Origin of the sequence: Pyxidicoccus trucidator (assembly GCF_010894435.1) — a bacterium.
Taxonomy (GTDB): Bacteria; Myxococcota; Myxococcia; order Myxococcales; family Myxococcaceae; genus Myxococcus; species Myxococcus trucidator.
Map to the genome: position 1 here is coordinate 15,523 of NZ_JAAIXZ010000011.1, position 16,847 is coordinate 32,369.

Genomic DNA, 16,847 nt, shown 5'->3' on the forward strand with positions numbered 1-16,847 from the left:
GCGTCGGAGGGTGACACCGGATGTCACTCGACGCGGCGCGACCAGCGTGCGAGATGCCGGGTGTACCGGGCGCCGGCCTGATGGAGTCGAACCACCGATGGAAGTCGCAGTCCCTTCGTCCGCGGAGCCGCACGCTTCTCCCCGCCTCAGCCTGTTCCAGCTGACGTGGCCCATCTTCCTGGAGCTGCTCCTCTTCATGATGATGGGCACGGCGGACACGCTGATGCTCAGCGGCGTCTCCGATGACGCCGTCTCCGCGGTGGGTGTCGTCAATCAGTTCGTCTTCATCTGCATCCTCATCATGGAGGTCGTCGGCAACGGCGCGGCCATCGTCGTCTCGCAGTACCTGGGGGCCCAGCGGACACGCGAGGCGTCGCGCATCGCCGCCCTCGCCATCACCCTGAACCTCGGGCTCGGGGTGACGGTCAGCTCGGGGCTGCTGCTGTTCGGGGACCGCATCCTCGGTGGGATGAACCTGCACGGCGTGGTGCTGGCGAATGCGACGACGTACCTGCACCTGGTGGGCGGGTTCCTGTTCCTCCAGGCACTCATCAACGTCTTCTCCAGCCTCATCCGCACCTACGGCTTCACCCGGCAGTCGATGTTCGTCTCGCTGGGCATGAACGTGCTGCACGTGGCCGGCAACTTCGCGCTCATCTTCGGCCACTTCGGGATGCCCGCCCTGGGAGTGTCGGGCGCGGCCATCTCCACCGTGGTGAGTCGGGCCATCGCGCTCGGCATCTTCGTCTGGCTGCTCAACCGGGTCATCCCCGTCCCGATGGTGTTTCGGGACTACGTGACGTTCTCCGGCGAGTACATCCGGAAGGTGCTGAAAGTGGGCGTCCCCTCCGCCGTCGAGCAGCTCACGTACCAGGGCTGCCAGACGGTGTTCCTCTACTACGTCACCTTCCTCGGCCCGGTGGCGCTGGCCTCGCGGCAGTACGCGAACGCCATCTCCCACTACGTCTTCCTGTGCAGCCTGGCCATCGGCATGGGGACGTCCATCCTCGTCGGGCGGCTCGTGGGCGCCCACCGTCCGGAGGACGCGTACCGCAATGCCCTGACCGGCCTGAAGTGGGCCCTGGGCATCACCGTGGTGGTGGACGTGGTCGTCATCTCCGTCCGCGAGCCCCTGGTCGGCCTGTTCACGAACAATGCCGACATCCTGCAGGTCACCACCCAGGTCATCGTCATCGGGCTCATCCTGGAGACCGGACGCGCCTTCAACCTCGTCCTCATCAACGCGCTGCGCGCCGCGGGAGACGCCACCTTCACCGTCTACATGGGCTTCCTGTCCATGGCCTGCATGAGCCTGCCCCTGGGCTACTACCTCGTCTTCAAGCTGGGGCTGGGACTGGCCGGCGTGTGGTTCGCCGTCGCGGCGGATGAGTGGGTGCGCGGCCTGACCATGTGGTTCCGATGGAGGAGCCGCGCCTGGGAGAAACAGTCCCTCGTGGAGCCGACGGCCCAGCCCGCCCTCGCGGTAGCGGGGAGCTGAGCTCGCCCGCGCCGTGACGCGGGCTCACGAGACGCGCTGCGCTCCGGGAAGCTCGGCCAGGGGCGAGCCGCACCGGCGCTTCATCAGCCCCGCCGCTTCACGGGCAGGTCGATGCAGGACGAGTGCTCGGGGCCGCGCAGGACCCGCCAGGAGGAACTGCCCTCGGCGGGGATGCGGGCGAAGCTGTCGGCATCGGCGCCCGCGAGCGATACACGCAGTCGATTCCCCCGGCGGATGAGGACCGAGATGGGTAGCAACCCGAAGGTCAGCGTCGCCACCTCGCCCGGCACGAGGGGCCAGGCATCCTCGCGGCGGAACGAATGGTACGGGACCGGCGTGACGTAGGGCGGCGCCGAGCCGGACACCCTCCGGTGCAGCCCCCGGAGCTGCCCCTCCGTCAAGTAGGTCACCCGGCCCCGCGGGTCGACCTCCTCCAGGTAGACGAAGAAGGCGCTGTCCTCGACGGAGGAGGCCACGTGCAGGGTGAGGATGGCGTGTCCGGTGAGCTCCACGTCCACGTCCAGCGGGGCGCTCGTATACGTGAGCAGCCGCCGGTCCTCGCGGGCGCGGTCTCCGTAGACCACCGGCGTCATCCCATCGGGCGTGTGCCAGCGATTGTGTGTTCCGGTCGTGGCGGCGAAGTCGACCTCGTAGGTGTCGGCGCCCTCGCCGGCCGGAGCCTCGCGAGCGAGCTGGTGGTCCGCCGTGAAGTACCAGCGCTCCGTGGAGAATCCCTCGGGGGGCCACACGGGGGTCGCCTTCCAGGCCTCCTCGCCCACCGTGAAGTAGTGCAGCAGCTTCTCCGCAGCGGGCGCGTCGGACTTGAGCGTCCGGTCGAAGAAGGCGCTGCACTCCTCCCACTGACCGGCCATGGAAGGATTCGGGCGGCTCTTGGGCCGGGCGAAGGGACTGGCATGGGTCTTCATGTTGTGACTCCACGCCCCGATGACGCCCACCTGCGGGTTGGCGAAGTTGAGGAACCGGTGAATGACCGCGTCGGCGGTGCGGCCGTCGAACCAGCTGCCCCACCCATACACCGCCGCTCCCGAGGCCTCGATGGCCTCCTTGCGGTGGAACTGGCTGAAGTCGTCGGTGGTGACGGACTGCGCGCCGAACGGGTCATCGCGAAAGGTCATGGACTGCACCGCGGCCCAGACGTCGACGTTGTCACGGTGCGACTCGAGGGCCGCGCGTACCCGCGAGCGGTCGGAGTCTCCGTCCACGGGGCGAACCCCACGCACCATGAGTCTCGCCCCCAGGCCCCAGATGGACGGGACGCGGCCGGCGTCCAGCAGGCGGTTGGTTGCGTCCCACCGCCGCATGAACTCCGCGTTGAGGATGCCTCCCGGCATGACCACGTCCGTGTACACGTCGAACTCAATCTGCTGGGGAATCACCGCCCGGACCCGTTCCGGCGCCGCCGCCGCGAGCAGCTCCGCGGTGGTCCCCTCGTAGGAGATACCCACCGCGCCCAGGTGGCCGTTGCACCAGGGCTGGTCCGCCACCCAGCGGGCCACCTCGCCCAGGTCCGCGACTTCCACGTCCGACCAGGGATGAGCCCAGGTGCCGAAGGAGGCACCGGAGCCGCGCACGTCGACGACCACCACCGCGTACCCCCGAGCGACCAGCGCGTCACCGAGGGGCTCGCGCGGCCCCATGGGCACCCGGTCCGGAGGGGACAGGCGCAGGTCCATGCTTCGCCAGTAGCGGCTCATGACCAGCACCGCGGGGAGCCGCTCGGTGTCCGGCAGGCTCTTGGGAAGGTTGACGTCGAGCGCGAGCTGGACACCGTCACGCAGCGTCAAATGCAGCGAGCGGGTGACCACGCCCTTGAAGCGCGGAGGAGATGACACGACATTGCCGGGAAAGCGGCCCTGGTCGACCATAGGGAAGGCATTCTCGATACTCCCGGGGCGGGTGTCCCCACCTGTTGTATGGCGGGGGCAAGGAGACCTACTCCGGAGCATGAAGTCGATGTTGCCGCTGCGCGGGGGGCGCGACGCACGCGCTCTCGCCTCACCTCAACGGAGCGTGAGTCGCACCGGCAGCCCGCCCCGGGGTGACAGCGTGACCCCAATGTCGAAGCCTGGCTCCTCACGAGACATGGGGGTGACGCGGTAGCGCTGCGTCACCATCGCCAGGATGAGGGGTCCCTCGGCATCGGCCTCCAGCACCTTCACGCGGACGCCCTGCATATCCACCTCGGTGCCCTGGGCCACGGGAGCCTCGGCGTACCGGTAGAGGCGCTCCCCCCGCGTGGTGAGGAAGCGTCCCCGCTCGAGCTCCAGCTCCAGGGTGGAGGGACCGGTGCGGGTGGCGCGGTGGACCTCCGGAGAGAAGGACAGCGTCCACCAGGCGCGCGGCAGCACGCCGCCGCCCATCCACCAACGCGCGGCCGTGTACATGCCCACCATCGGGTCCGGCGCGGCGAGCACCGCCACCCGCTGTTGCGCGAGCCGGCCCAAGTCCAGCTCTCCCGCGAGGATGCCGTGGATGCGGTCTCCCCGGGCGCTGAGGGCCTGGAACCCCGCGGCGGTCTCCCACCAGAAATACGGAGCCGTCACCAGGTGGAGCAACACGAGCACGGCGGCGCCCATCGCCAGGGCCCGGGGGCGCCACGCCCGCTCCCGCCAGCGCCACAACTGAGTGAGCGCCACGGCGACCACGACGGCGCCGCCGAGGCTCGGCGTCAGCAGCAGGCGGTTGGAAGGAAGCGTGGAGGCCACGGGCAACAAGGACAGGGCCGCGCCGGCCATCAGCCAGCGCAGGTGGCGGCGCTGCTGCTCCTCCAGGCTCGGCCACGCCGCGCGCACCAGCAGGCCCACGGCCACCACGCCCAGGAGGCCCGCGAGGCCCAGCGCGAGCTGGAAGCCCGGCCCCGTGAGCGCCAGGTCCGAGGGAAGGCTCAGCAGCAGCCCGCTCAGCAGTGCCGGCACCCGGGTGAGCGCATTCGCCAGCCACGGGCCGGGCTGCCGGGCGGGGTCGATGTAGAAGTCCGAGCCGAAAGCGCCATAGCCCAGCCACTTGTAGGCGCCCACGTAGGCGAGCCCCAGCAGCACGGCGGGGACCAGGGCCAGAAGCCGCTGGCGCAGCGGGCCCTTGTGGCCCAGCAGCTCGTAGCAGCCCAGGTAGGCGAAGAAGCCCAGCGCCCCCTCGCCTCCCGCGAGCCCCAACGCGAGGCCCGCGATGGACAGGGGCATGGCCCAGGCGCGGCCCCGCTCGCGCCACTCCAGGTGCATCCACAGGCCCAGCATCGCGGGGACCGCGGAGACCAGCGCATTGCGGTTGGAGATCCACCCACCGGCACGGCGTGGGCGTCATCGAGCGCGAAGAGCAGCACCGCCAGCCCGGCCGCGAGCCCCGGCAGCAGGCGCCGATACAGCAAGCCCGCGACGGCGACCGCCGCGAGGTACCAGAGAATCGAGTGGGCCTGGTAGCCGGTGGGACTCATGCCGAAGAGGCGGTGGTCGAGCACCGCCAGGGCGCTGGACAGGGGCCGCCAGAAGGCGAGCCTCAGCTCGGGCAGCGTCCACCACGGATAGACGCCCCGGGTGACGAGCTGCTGGAGCGTCTCCGGGTTGCCATCGACGTACCGGCGGAGGTCGTAGCTGGTGTTGGGGAGCGGGCCCGGAGTCGGCCTGCCACTGAGGACGCCGAGGTAGACGTAGTCGTCGGTGACGAAGCCCGCCAGGAACATGGGCAGCGACAGCACCAGTGCGGTGGCGAGCGACAGCCAGAGGATGCGCGGGAAGGCCAGCCAGAGGCCTCCCGGGGAGGCGGGGGGTTCCATCTTTCCTCATCATCCCAGGATGGTCCCCGGGCGGGAACCCTGCTCTCAAGGTTCGGCTCCACCGCAGTGCTTCAGCCGCTGCACTTGAGTCCGCGTGCGAGCCCATGTCGGCCCGCCACCGCATGCCCCCAACGCGGCGCGGTGCCATTCCTGCGGGCGGTGTTCGCCCCGCATCGTCGGAGGGCACGGCGGCAGGGCCTGCGGGGTAGGCAGGCCAGGGCCGTATCGTTCATCCAGTCCTTCGGCTCGGCCTTGCAGGTCACGCCGCACTTCCATTCGCCGATACCGGACGGCGCCTTCGTATCGCGAGAAAGCGGCGGACGCATCGAGGCGTTGCCGCTGCCCACGTAAGGCGAGGTAGAGCGGCTGCTGAAGGTGGTGCGCCACCGGTGCCACGCTTGCTGGAAAAAGAAGGGCCCTGCCCACACAAGGCGGCTCCTCAACAGGGCCCCCATTCCGCCTATACTGAGACGAGCGGGGTGGCCCAGTCCCAAGCCCTTCCTTTGCGCAATCCTGCTACCGAGCGAACTCTCAGAGGAAACCATACAATGAGCCTCGAAGACATCACTGGGTTGTCAAAACCACTGCAAAAGCTAATCGAAGTAGTATCTGACGGCATTGGAGCAATCGCACGCCCATGGATTGTTCGGAGGGACGCCAAGGCGCTGGCGGATGCAAATAGGCTTCTTGCCGATGGAGGACTTACCGTCGGCACGGCCGAAATCGAAGGCTTGTCGGCGCAGATTGCGGCACGCGTCAACTATCAAGAATCCAAGCGTCAGCGCAATCTCAGCCGGGTCGTAGAGGCAGCACAAAAAGCACTTCCTGAGAATGTTTCAGAAGCGACAGTAGACCCTGACTGGACCAGCAGATTCTTCTCTTCGGCCCAAGAAATCTCAAATGAAGAAATGCAGCAACTATGGGGCCGTTTGCTTGCCGGAGAGATTGCCGCACCGGGCTCCTTTTCCCTTCGCGCGCTAGATTGCCTTCGAAATCTAACAAGTTCCGAAGCGAGAGCCTTCTCGGAGCTTTGTGATTTTGTCCTATGGGAGGGAAACACTACTGCATTTCTATTCAGCCCCTACCCTCCCTCCGGTCTTGGCGGACTCTTCATGTCGGACATGTCGGCCCCTACACCAATCTCCCAGCAAACTGACAAAGTCAGAGATACTTACGAACGAAGGGGGTTGACATATCAAAGCATAATCCTCCTGTCTGAGTTAAATCTCATCCACTTCACTCTCAATGAATCATGTAGCTTCAAGTCTGAAATCCCCGATCGATTTCGCGGCACCGTGCGCATGGGCGCTCGCTACCTCACAATTGAAAATGAGGACAAGGAGTCAAAGCTTTCCATCCCATCAATGAGCCTCACGAGCACAGGCCGTGACCTCTTCAAGCTACACATCCCAGGGGCCAATGCTGATTTCGAGACAACACTGTCAGACGTATTGAAAACTGCAGGATTCCGGGCATACTGGACAGCCCACCCCCCACAAAGAAACACTGAGGGCTAGCCCGTCAGATTTGCGCTGCAGCGTGTAGCGTCCCTGGTGCCTCCACCTCGGACAATCGGTGAGCGGTCGGGTAGACTGGGGAGGTCAGCCCCCACAGGTCCGGACGTGCGGGACTACCATATCCGGCTCTTCTGCTCATGGGTTCACTGCGAGCGTGCGGTCGCGGTGGATGATGAGGGCGGGCGGCAGTGGGTACCGCTGCAGGATCCGCTCAAATTCTCCCATGACAGCGTGGCGCGCTGCGAGCGGCGTCCCAGCCACTTGCGCCACGTATGCGCCACCCAGCACAGGAAGCGAGTGAGGCTCCGCATGCTTCCGCTGATTCCGTAGTACGCGTAGTTCCCCCCACCTTCTGCATGGACAGCCTTTCTGCCACCATCTCCACCTCCGAATTGGGAGGGCGGAGTGGCCTGCTGTTGCCCGACGCCGTCAACGCTCCTGTCGACCGCCCGCCCCTCACCGCAGATGCTCGGCTTCACCGGAATACCTGCTCGGCATCCCCGGAATGCCTGCTCGGCATCCCCGGAACAGCTGCTCACCTTGCTCCGGAATCGCTGCTCACCTTGGCCCGGAATCGGTGCTCGGCATGCCCCGGAACACGCACGTAAACCCTGGTTCGGATGTAGGGTTCTTGCCAGCCGGAAATCTGTGGCTTTGAGGTAGACTCCTGCAGCACCTCAATGGCCTGCCGGCTAAAGCTGATGCCCACCTCAAGGACGAAGTCGCAATGAACTCCTTCGCCGTATCCACGCAGGTCAGACCAGCGTTCCCTTATGATGAGGAGGGCGCTGCCCGCCTGCTCAGAACCGTATTCCCAGCTGACCCGCACACATACGAGCGCAACATCCGGGAATCCAACTGCCTGAATGTGGTGGCAGAGACCTCTGGCGGTCCTCTCATTGGCTTCGCCTCTCTCCTGATTGAGGCATCGCCTCAACGGGGAACCGCGGAATGGCGAAAGTATCCGCTGTACATTGGTGTCATGGCTGTTGATGCATTGTGGAGGAGCAAGGGAATTGGCACCGAGCTTCTCCAGTTGCTTGCCGCTGCAGCTCGGCAAAAAGCACCCCACCACCAAGCGATGCATCTTCATGTCGACTGCGACAGTCCGGCTGTTCGCTTCTACGAGCGCTTTGGATTCTCGAAGGTTTCAGAATTCAAGGGCAGTTATTTGATGCGGTTGGTCTTTGGACCCCGGTAAGGAACCGAGTGTCGCAGTGGGCTAAAGTTGACCCGTTTTTCGCGGCTCTCCTGCACTTCCTGTGGTCCGCCTGGGGGGAGTAAGCCCGAGAGAGGTTGTCAAAGGACTCGCGCGACAGGACCCGGCACGACGCGCGGCGGGCGAGTAGCGAGGAAAGCTCGCCGAGAAGTCTCCCCGCCGCCAACGAGCCGCCGCCTCTTGGAATGCCGCGATGAAGGCCCGGTAGTGCTCGCACAAGTCCTTCCGCGCCTAACGGTGAGCGTGCTGTCGGCGGTGATGAAGCTGCCGGCCTCACCGGTGTAACCCAGGCTTCCCGGCTCGACCCCATGGGCTCGAGGACAGTGGCTCAACGGACGGAGCCGGCGCGAGCCAGAGGCCAGAACCGCAGCCAGGCCCGTCCTTTGACGTGTTGCGTTGGCAGGAGGCCCCAGATGTGGGAGTCACTGCTGACATTCCTGTTGTCGCCCAGGACGAAGAGCATGCCCTCGGGAATGCTCGCGGGTCCCCAGGCATAGGCCGGAGGTGCCGCGACGTAGGGCTCTCGCAGCGGCGTCCCATCCACGAGCACCTGCCCGTCCCGCACCTGCACCTCCTGACCGGGCAGGGCAATGACTCGCTTGATGGCGATGTACTCCCGGAGGGAGCCCGAGCGCGCGAGCGCCGGAGGCGGCTCGAACACGACGATGTCCCCGGCCCTGGGTAGGTGGCGCCGGTAGGACAGCTTGTCCACCACGAGCCGATCTCCCACGGCCAGCGTCGGTGCCATCGAGTCGGACACGATGAGCTGCGGCTGGACGACAAAGCATCGCAGCACCAGCGCCCATACCAGCAATGCTCCTGCGAGCACTGCGCGCCGCGCCTTCCAGAAGCGCCGTCTCTGAGGTCTTCCAGCTTCCCCGGCGTGGGCCATTGTGTTGGTTTTCCTACCAGACTCAGTGATAAATACTGTAGCATGAAAAACGGAATGTCCCTTCGGACCGGGACGTCCCATGAAGAGCAGACCACGCAACAGGAGGCAACAACATGAAGGCCCTGAAGATTGGACTCATCGGATTGCTGCTCGGAGCTGCCGTGGCTGTCGGAACCGCCACCGTGGGCAGCGAGGAGACGGCTGCGCGGGCATGTTGCTCGATGTGTTACCCTGTTTATGACGAATGCATTGAGGCCTGCGACCGCAACGGCGGGACGGACTGCCACATTTCCTGCAGTACGCTGTGTACCCGCACGTGCGACGCCAGCTGTTGAGTTCTCAGTCCCTGTCGGAGTCTTGAAATGAAAACGGGCTGGAGCCCCCGAGGTCCCCAGCCCGGATTTTCGTTTCCAGGTCCCCAGCGCGCGCGTGCATCTCGACGGGATTGCCCCCTCCCCGCTGCGTGAAGGTGCTACCCCCGCAGGAAGCTGAAGCAGCTCCCGTGAGCGCCGGCCTCCTGTAGCGGAACCGCAACCGCCGACCCACGGAGCGCGGCTCCGTGGGCCAGGGAGTCGCCGCTGCTCAGCAGCCGCAGGTGCTCAGGGCGGTCTGATACTGGTATTCCGTGTGCGTGTAGTTACCCGCTGCGTCGAAGCACACGCGGTAGCTTTCCTGCTGGGCGAAGGTGCCCGGGTTGTACTCGCGAGTGGGATAGGACCCGTCCTCGCAAGGGGGAGGCAGGAGCCCGTCCGGCTTATCGCCAGAGTTGTTCGACGGAACCGCGCGGAGGGGATCTCCCGGGCAATACCAGTAGAAGCCACAGCTGCGGTACTCACACGTGGTCGCGCCGTTGTTGTACCACTGGGACCAGTTGGCGCAGGAGCCCAGCTCTGATTCCGCCTGCGCCAGCGCATCCGCTTCCAGGAGCGCCGCTTCCTCGGGAGTCAGGTCTCCGCCACAGGCCGTCAGCGCAAGGGTCGCTCCCACCAAAGTCATTGCACGCAAGAAAGTGATTGCGGACTTCATGGTCAGCTCCTCTCCGGAGTGGTGTGGGGATCCGATGGGAGTCCCTCGGCTCCGGTAGCTGCCAACTTACGTGGGTTTGCGGGGTGGCAATAGACATTCAGCGGGAAATGAGCTGACGCACCCTGTTGAGCGCGCCATGTCATGACCTCCGTGAGTTTCAGTGTCGCGGCATTGGAGTGGATGGCTTGCTAGTGGAAAACCACTACCCGCCAATGTGTGTACTGATTCAGGGCGCGGGAAGCTCCTGCAGTAGACCGGGTCTCGTTCGGACTTGAGGCCAGCAGCTCAACTCTCGATTCGAATCCTTTGACACTGTAGACACTGTCTCGGAGGCGAGGCTGGGTGAGCACCGCTATGGAGCTTCGTCGCCAGGGCGCTCCGTGGGCCCCGAAGTGGCGGGACGTGGAGGTGGGTAGGCGGGGCCGTAGCAAGCGCCTTTGTGCTCGTAATAGGGCTCGAGACAGTCCCTCAGGCTGATGTCCACCTTCACCCAACACCCGCCATTGATAGAAACATGGGCCCGGTGGGCACACCGCCCAGACGCATCGGGCCGTAGCTGCCATCGGAGCGGTTTGGGCGGTAGCTCCACGGCGATGACAGACAAGGCAGATGGAGCCCGGGTGAGAGGCACCGGCGCCGTCAGTGCGGCTTCGCCGACGGCGACGGCGCCGCCATCCTTCGCCTCTTCGGTGGCGGATGCCTGGGCCTGTTCGGTCTTCTCTTGAGGCTGCGCGCTCAGCATCCACGCGGCGCCAAGCGCCACGGCGGCTCCCAGGCTGGCGGCTGCCATCAGCCGGGACCACGGAGCAGGCCCTCTTTCCCGTGGAGGGACACTCCGTGCCTCCTCGACAGGGAGTTCCTTCCGGGTGAAGAGCGGCACATCCGACTCTGGCCCTGCGCTCCGCGCGGCCTGCTCCAGCGCCTCCGCCAGTTCGCCAGCACCGCCACGCGCTTCGGGGCGCACGCAGAGCATCCGTGACACCAGCCTGCTCAACTCCACGCAGCAGCGGGCATTGACGCCATGGGGAGGCACGGGGCCCGTCCCCTCCGGGCCCCAGAGGTGCGTCACCTCGTTCAGCAGCGCTGGAGTCGGCGGGTAGTCGTCCGTCACCAGCCGGTACGCGGTCATCCCCAGCGCGAAGACGTCATCGGCCGCTCCGGGCGCATAGGCCGTGGCCGTCGGCTGGAAGGGCAGCCGCACCGAGAGCCACGCCTCCGGTGAGCGGTAGGGCCGCGTCCCAGGAGGAAATGGCGGCGACGTGAGCCTCTCTGCGCCCACGTAGCTTCCGGAGCCGAAGTCCGTCAGGAAGACCTGGCCGTCCGCAGCCCGCACCAGCACGTTGTCCCCCTTCACGTCTCGGTGCACGCCCCCCGCGGCATGCGTGGCCTCCAGCGCCCGCGCGAGGCTGGCCAGAACACGGAGCACCTGGCGCGAGGTGGGGCACTGCACCTGCGCCCAGTCATAGAGGGACGCGCCTTCGACCCACTCCATCGCAATGTAGGGGTAGGCAAGGCCCCCAGGCTGCTGCCAGAGCCCATGGTCCACCAGGCGCGGGACGCTCGGGTGACGCAGGCGCGAGAGCAGCTCCACCTCTCGCGCGAAGCGTCCATCTCCGGGGTGCAGGGCCACCTTGAGCGCCACGGGACCGCGCATGTCCTCCACACCGAGAGCCCGGTAGACGGCGCCGTACGTGCCCCAGCCGCGCCGCTCCAGGACTCGCCAGGGCCCCACCCGAGTCCCCGGAGGCAGGTGTGCTGGATACAGTGGGCCGGAGTCCATGACGTGCCCCACGAGGCGGGAGGAGGTTCGCTGCAAGCGCTGCGAGCCTACTCGCTGCATCCGCAACTGTCAGCGTGTCCTCTGGAGTCGGTTCCACTCCTTTGACACCGCCTCGGGGCCACCGGCGCCGAAGCCCGCAGGACTGCTATGACGCCGGGGCATGGGATTGCTCGGTTGGTGGCGCCGTCTGTGGGGCGGCAGTACGGAAGGACCTCGGCGGCCGGAGCCCGTCCGGGCTCCGGAAGGCAGGCGCGGCAAGGACCTCGAGGAGCGGCTCCTGCGCGACCGCATCATCCTGCTCGGCACGCCCATCAACGACGAGGTCGCCAACCAGGTCGTCGCCATGCTGCTCTTCCTGCAGAGCGAAGACCCTCGCGCGGGCATCACCCTCTACCTCAACACCCCCGGCGGCTCGGTCACCGCGGCGCTGGCCATCCACGACACGATTGGGTACCTCCAGCTCCCGGTGACCACCGTGTGCATGCGCACCTGCTCGGGCATCGCCGCGCTGTTGCTGGCCTGTGGCACCCGGGGCCGGCGGTTCTCGCTGCCCGAGGGGAAGATGTCCCTGGTCCCCTTCTCCGCTGGAGCCTCTGGCGAAGAGGGCACCTCCCCCACCATCCGCCGGCAGGAGATTCAGCGGCTGCAGCTGCGCCTCACCGAGCTCCTGGCCGAGCACACCGGCCAGCCTCCCCAGCAGGTGTCGCGAGACCTGGAGTCCGGACGCGACTTCGACGCTCGCGCCGCCGTGGAGTATGGACTCATCGACGAAGTCGTCAGCACGCCACCGAAGTAGGACACACATGAGCCGTCATTCAACGAGGCAATGGGGAGCAGGACTCGTTCTGCTGGGCTGTGGGCTCATGGGCATGGCGGCCCGGGCGGAGGAGCCCCAGGTCCGAGCGCGGGTCTCCCTCTTCACCTCCCAGCAAAGCCTGGACCCGACCTGGGACTTCACCCCCTGGCTCAACCTGGGGGCCACGGTGCGCTCGAGCGGGGACGCGGACAGTGGCTGGCTGCTCGGAGCGAATCTCTCCGTCAACGCGGGGACGTCCGCGGACCGGACCCGCTGGGAAGGCTCCTCCCCCAGCGTGCTGGACAACGGCAGCTCCCTCTTCGTGCGCTTCCGGCCGGAGCGCTGGGCACCGGGTGAGGGCATTTCCCTCACGGTGTACCCGCTGGACAGCTCCCGGCTGCGCCTGGGCTGGGCCTATCCCGCCACCTGGGGCGGCAACTTCCACGGCCGCTGGGAGTCCATTCAACGCGAGCCCTACTTCATGCTCGAGCGGAAGCGGACCCACGGGCTTCAGCTCCAGGTCCAACAGGAACGCTGGCACGCCTTCGCGGCACTGAAGACGCATGCCCTGACGAACCTGCTCTCCCCCATGGTGGGTGCCGGGGTTTCGCTCCCGGGGCCGAGGAGCGCCCAACGCCTCCACCCGGGTCGTACCAACCGTATACGCAGGGGGCGTCCGCGCGGCTCGTCCACGAACGGGGTGGGCCCATCGGGACGAACGTGGACTTCGGGCTGTATGGCACGTCGCCCGCGCTCTTCGAGGAGGTCTTCCAGCCCGAGCGCTACTCCGAGGGCCTCTCCCACTCCGTCTCGCTCGAGGCCACCCATACCCTCCTCCACGGCGTCGAGGACCTCGGAGTCACGGAGTCCGGCTTCCCGCTGATGCGCCCTCGGAGCATTCGCACCAACAGGGTGGCCCTGGATGCCCGCCTCCGCTGGAACCGGCTGCGGCTGCATGGGCTGGGGCTCGTGCGGAGCGCGGGAGCGGTGGTGCAGGAGGACGCGGACCTCTGGACGGAGTTCTTCCGCGGCACGCGGCGGCGCCCCGAGCTGGGGTTGAGCCTGGGGGCGGACTACCACCTGCCGTCCCACGGCCTGACTCCGGGGCTCGGGGTGCGCGTCCTGAGCCCCGCGGGGCTCTTCGAGAAACCCGACGCAGGACGGCCTGGGCTTCAACCTGCTCGTCCAGGCGCGCTACTGACCGCGCACGGCGGGCCCGGAGGCGGCCTGCCACTGAGGACGCCGAGGTAGACGTAGTCGTCGGTGACATGAGTCCCGCCTCTGGCACCATGTTCTTCCGTACAGCGGGAACATCGCACTGGAGGACATCTGCCCCCTGCCCATGCCCCGGTCCTTGACACGTACGGCACGGTGCCGAGCCGCCGTACTGGAGGTATTCGCTATGCCCAACGGGGAGTCCACTCTGCTTCGTGGGCAGCAGCCCCCGTAGGGCCTATTCATGGAGTCGAGCGGGCCAGGGTGGCTTTGGATTTCACGATTTACCGTGCTATCAAATTGCGCATGTCGAGGCTGACATGCTGGTTTCTGATGGCGCTGGTGGTGGGTTGCGCAGGATGTGGCTCTGCCACGGTGAGCAGCAGCGGGAAGCCCGCCGCCGCGAAATGGGTGGGGCCACCCATGCCAGGACCCGGTGGTGGCACCGTCAGGACAGTCATCTACTACGGGCCCTGGCAGTGCAATGCTCAGTACATGGGCCAGTGCCAACGACGCTGTGCTTCGGCGGGACACGCACTCCTGGGCTGCATCTGGCTCGCTGACATCAAGGGCGACTGGCAGGGACGCTTCATGTTCATGCCTGCGGAGGCAGGCGGATACCTGGCGCTCACTCACTGCTGCTGTGACTACCCTACCGTCAGCGACCTCCCGTCTCGGCGCCGCACGTGGAACAACGCGCGAGAAGGCTTCCGGAATCAGTGGGGCCGCGAATTCGGAGCGTGGCCGCAGACGGGCGGCAACAACTGGCCCGGGCACCACATCTTCGACTTGTTGCACGGTGGGGACCCGACGACTCCCCGCAACGTTCTGCCCGTGCCACCTGCAGTGCATGACGTCATCAATCTCGCCTACCCCGCGTGTTACACGCGAGGTACCCAATGGAGCGCGGTGGGGCCGGACAAGCCTTACGTCGACTAGCCATGACGCTGGAACAGATGCTGGCCGAAATCTCCCGCACGCACTTCCCTCGCCCGCCAGCCACTCTGGAGCAGATTGCCGCGTTCGAGTCGCAGGCGGGCTGGCAGCTCGACGCGCAGCTGCGCGCCTTCTATCTGCATTGCAACGGCGCCGAGCTGTTCCGGCCCTTGCCCGAGGCGAACTACAGCTTCCTCTCGCTCGCGGACATCCGGCGGAAGACGGAGCGCGTCCGCTTCAGGGACAAGGGGGCCCCGCCTACCTCCTCGTGGTTCCCGTTAGTGGACTGCCAGGACTCCGACTTTGTCCTCGTCGACACCTCCCGGCCAGGGCGCCCATACCCGCTCCTCGACGCCTACCATGAGACGTACCCTCGCGAAGTCCGGCAGATTGCGGCGTCTCTTGGTGAGTTCCTGGAGCGGGCGCTCAGTAGCGGGAACCAGTTCTTCTGGTTGCGCGAGTAGAGCACCAGCGCGGAGCTGGCGCCCTCTCGTCGCCGCTCTTCTCAGCGCACCTTCCGAGCGGTTGCTATCCAAGGGCGGGCGCTCATTGTTGGCGTTCACGAGGAAGCGCGGGAATTTGGCCCGGGACAGCGGACGGGTTCCGCGAGTCCGCCGCCCCAGCAGCCCGCCTCCGACTTCACGTCGCCTGCGGATGGGTCCGAGGCCCCGGCCTATGGCCTGGTGGGCTCCGCGGACGCGCCCGAGGCGCTGGTGGCCCTTGGCACACGCGAGGAGGCCGACGCCCGCGTGGTACTGCGCGGCGGCTCCGCTGCTCGCGACACGGCAGGGCGGGTGTGGGTGGTCAGTGACGGGCGCCTGCGCATCATCACCCGCTTGGCGGGACATTGAGGCACGGCGAGGGTGACCCTGACGCTGCCGTTTTTCACGGAGGAGAGAGAGACCCATAAACAGTGAGAGAGTCTTCGGCAGATACCTGAGAAGCATTATCGAGCCCAACGTTGGCGGCGTCACGAACTCACCAACACTTGATGAGTCCGCCGTCGGCGCCATCGGCGCGTGGGACGCACGGCAGAGGCGCGCGCCACCCCGGAATCGCGCGGAGCTTCAGGTGGAGCTGGACCGCGTCCTGGGCCCGAGGACGGAGCCTGCGCCTCAGGGGTGACTCGCCCTGGGGCTCGACGGTGCTGGGCCCGGCCGCCATGGAGCCCCAGTGGCACTCATGGCAGGCGCCGCCGGGATGCCAGGTTTCGCCAGCTATGCGAACTCTTCACGTTTTGTGGCTTTCGCTGCTGGCCGCGTCGTTGCTGGGCTGCTCCATGGCTCCTCGCGCTTCCCCGCAGCACTCATGGGCGGACCCATTCAGCCCTACTATTCCCGCCCCGGAACGTGAGGACGGATGACCCGATACTTCTGGATGCGAGAGAACACGCCGGTTGCGGACAAGTACGGCGGGTATTTCGACGGGTCGAACAAGTGGAAGCTGCCCGGCGCCAGGTGCCACACGTGCGGCGTCACTTGGAGTGGGTCTGGCCACAAGTACCCGTGCGTTGACCTGTCGCAACTGCCAGAGCACCGTGAGTTCGAGAAGGCCAGACCTGAACCCTTCTCTGAGTTCGCGCGCCTGCGCGAACTGGTTCGCCCCCTGGCACCCCCGAATACCGAGCTGCCACCCGGCACGGGATTCGGGCCGTTGGTGGGCCGAGCCATTGGGGAGTTCGCCGCCATCTCTTTGTACAGCGCAATGCCTTTGGTGAGGCGGGAGGCGCTGGAACATCTCCAGGAAGAGGGCGTGCAAGGGCTGCTGGCTTGCCCGTCAGCACTGAGGTTCCGGCAGAAGAGCCCGCCCGAGTTGCTGGAACTCCAGGTCGAGCCTCGCGGCCGGCTGCACCCGGACTGCATCCCCCCGGACGTGCCCCCGCCCTGCGCCACCTGTGGCCGGTTCGCAGTGTCGAGGCCCGACGAGCCCATCCTGGACGCGTCGTCCCTGCCCACGGACCTGGACCTGTTCCGGGTGGGCAACTTCGCCACGATGGTCATCGGCACCGAGCGCTTCATGGAGGCGGTGCGCCGCCTGGAACTGGACGGCATCACCTTCCGCGAACTACCCGCGCGCTGAACGGCGCTGAAGAGCCGGGCTCACCACCGCCGGAGCGAAGCTGCTCTCCGTGGTGGCAGCGGTGCTCGGCATCCACACCGGGCACCGCCACCCGCTCGC

At 66.8% G+C, this 16,847-nt stretch carries 12 protein-coding genes and 1 pseudogene; 8 read left to right on the plus strand and 5 right to left on the minus strand.

Annotation, left to right across the window (positions count from 1 at the left end; genetic code table 11):
• Positions 1-97: 97 nt before the first annotated feature.
• Positions 98-1,498 (plus strand): MATE family efflux transporter, encoded by a 1,401-nt coding sequence (locus tag G4D85_RS28125; protein ID WP_164017105.1) that lies wholly within the window; start codon positions 98-100, stop codon positions 1,496-1,498.
• A gap of 83 nt (positions 1,499-1,581) precedes the next feature.
• Here G4D85_RS28125 and G4D85_RS28130 read toward each other — a convergent pair whose 3' ends face one another.
• Together G4D85_RS28130 and G4D85_RS28135 are read right to left on the minus strand one after the other, a co-directional pair.
• A complete protein-coding gene (locus tag G4D85_RS28130; protein ID WP_164017106.1) occupies positions 1,582-3,384 on the minus strand; it encodes a CocE/NonD family hydrolase in 1,803 nt (600 codons plus the stop codon).
• Between the two features lie 135 nt (positions 3,385-3,519).
• Positions 3,520-4,752: a hypothetical protein gene (locus tag G4D85_RS28135; RefSeq protein WP_164017107.1), complete on the minus strand. Its 1,233-nt coding sequence runs from the start codon at positions 4,750-4,752 to the stop codon at positions 3,520-3,522.
• A 1,084-nt stretch (positions 4,753-5,836) separates the two neighbouring features.
• Here G4D85_RS28135 and G4D85_RS28140 point away from each other — a divergent pair.
• Both G4D85_RS28140 and G4D85_RS28145 read left to right on the plus strand, forming a co-directional pair.
• A complete protein-coding gene (locus G4D85_RS28140; protein ID WP_164017108.1) occupies positions 5,837-6,805 on the plus strand; it encodes a DUF2806 domain-containing protein in 969 nt (322 codons plus the stop codon).
• Positions 6,806-7,532: 727 nt separating this feature from the next.
• A complete protein-coding gene (locus G4D85_RS28145) occupies positions 7,533-8,006 on the plus strand; it encodes a GNAT family N-acetyltransferase (RefSeq protein WP_164017109.1) in 474 nt (157 codons plus the stop codon).
• 346 nt (positions 8,007-8,352) lie between these two features.
• Here G4D85_RS28145 and lepB read toward each other — a convergent pair whose 3' ends face one another.
• From lepB to G4D85_RS28160, 3 genes are all read right to left on the minus strand, one after another.
• On the minus strand, positions 8,353-8,853 hold the full coding sequence (gene lepB / locus G4D85_RS28150; protein ID WP_240359540.1) for a signal peptidase I: 501 nt from the start codon (positions 8,851-8,853) through the stop codon (positions 8,353-8,355).
• A gap of 645 nt (positions 8,854-9,498) precedes the next feature.
• On the minus strand, positions 9,499-9,903 hold the full coding sequence (locus G4D85_RS28155) for a hypothetical protein (protein ID WP_164017382.1): 405 nt from the start codon (positions 9,901-9,903) through the stop codon (positions 9,499-9,501).
• A gap of 391 nt (positions 9,904-10,294) precedes the next feature.
• A complete protein-coding gene (locus G4D85_RS28160) occupies positions 10,295-11,722 on the minus strand; it encodes a serine/threonine protein kinase (protein WP_164017111.1) in 1,428 nt (475 codons plus the stop codon).
• A gap of 160 nt (positions 11,723-11,882) precedes the next feature.
• On the opposite strand from G4D85_RS28160, the gene G4D85_RS28165 reads away from it, so the two are divergent.
• The 5 genes and pseudogenes from G4D85_RS28165 (at position 11,883) to sitI6 (ending at position 16,748) form a co-directional block, all read left to right on the plus strand.
• Complete coding sequence (locus tag G4D85_RS28165; protein WP_164017112.1) at positions 11,883-12,518, plus strand: ClpP family protease; 636 nt, start codon at positions 11,883-11,885, stop codon at positions 12,516-12,518.
• Between the two features lie 720 nt (positions 12,519-13,238).
• Complete coding sequence (locus tag G4D85_RS28170) at positions 13,239-13,769, plus strand: hypothetical protein (RefSeq protein ID WP_164017113.1); 531 nt, start codon at positions 13,239-13,241, stop codon at positions 13,767-13,769.
• Between the two features lie 905 nt (positions 13,770-14,674).
• Positions 14,675-15,133 (plus strand): SMI1/KNR4 family protein, encoded by a 459-nt coding sequence (locus tag G4D85_RS28175; protein WP_240359541.1) that lies wholly within the window; start codon positions 14,675-14,677, stop codon positions 15,131-15,133.
• 755 nt (positions 15,134-15,888) lie between these two features.
• A pseudogene (locus G4D85_RS51010) lies at positions 15,889-15,981 on the plus strand (SitA6 family polymorphic toxin lipoprotein); the annotation flags it as partial.
• 47 nt (positions 15,982-16,028) lie between these two features.
• Positions 16,029-16,748 carry a SitI6 family double-CXXCG motif immunity protein gene (sitI6, locus tag G4D85_RS28180; protein WP_164017115.1) on the plus strand — a complete coding sequence of 240 codons (720 nt, stop codon included), beginning with the start codon at positions 16,029-16,031 and terminating at the stop codon, positions 16,746-16,748.
• Positions 16,749-16,847 lie beyond the last annotated feature (99 nt).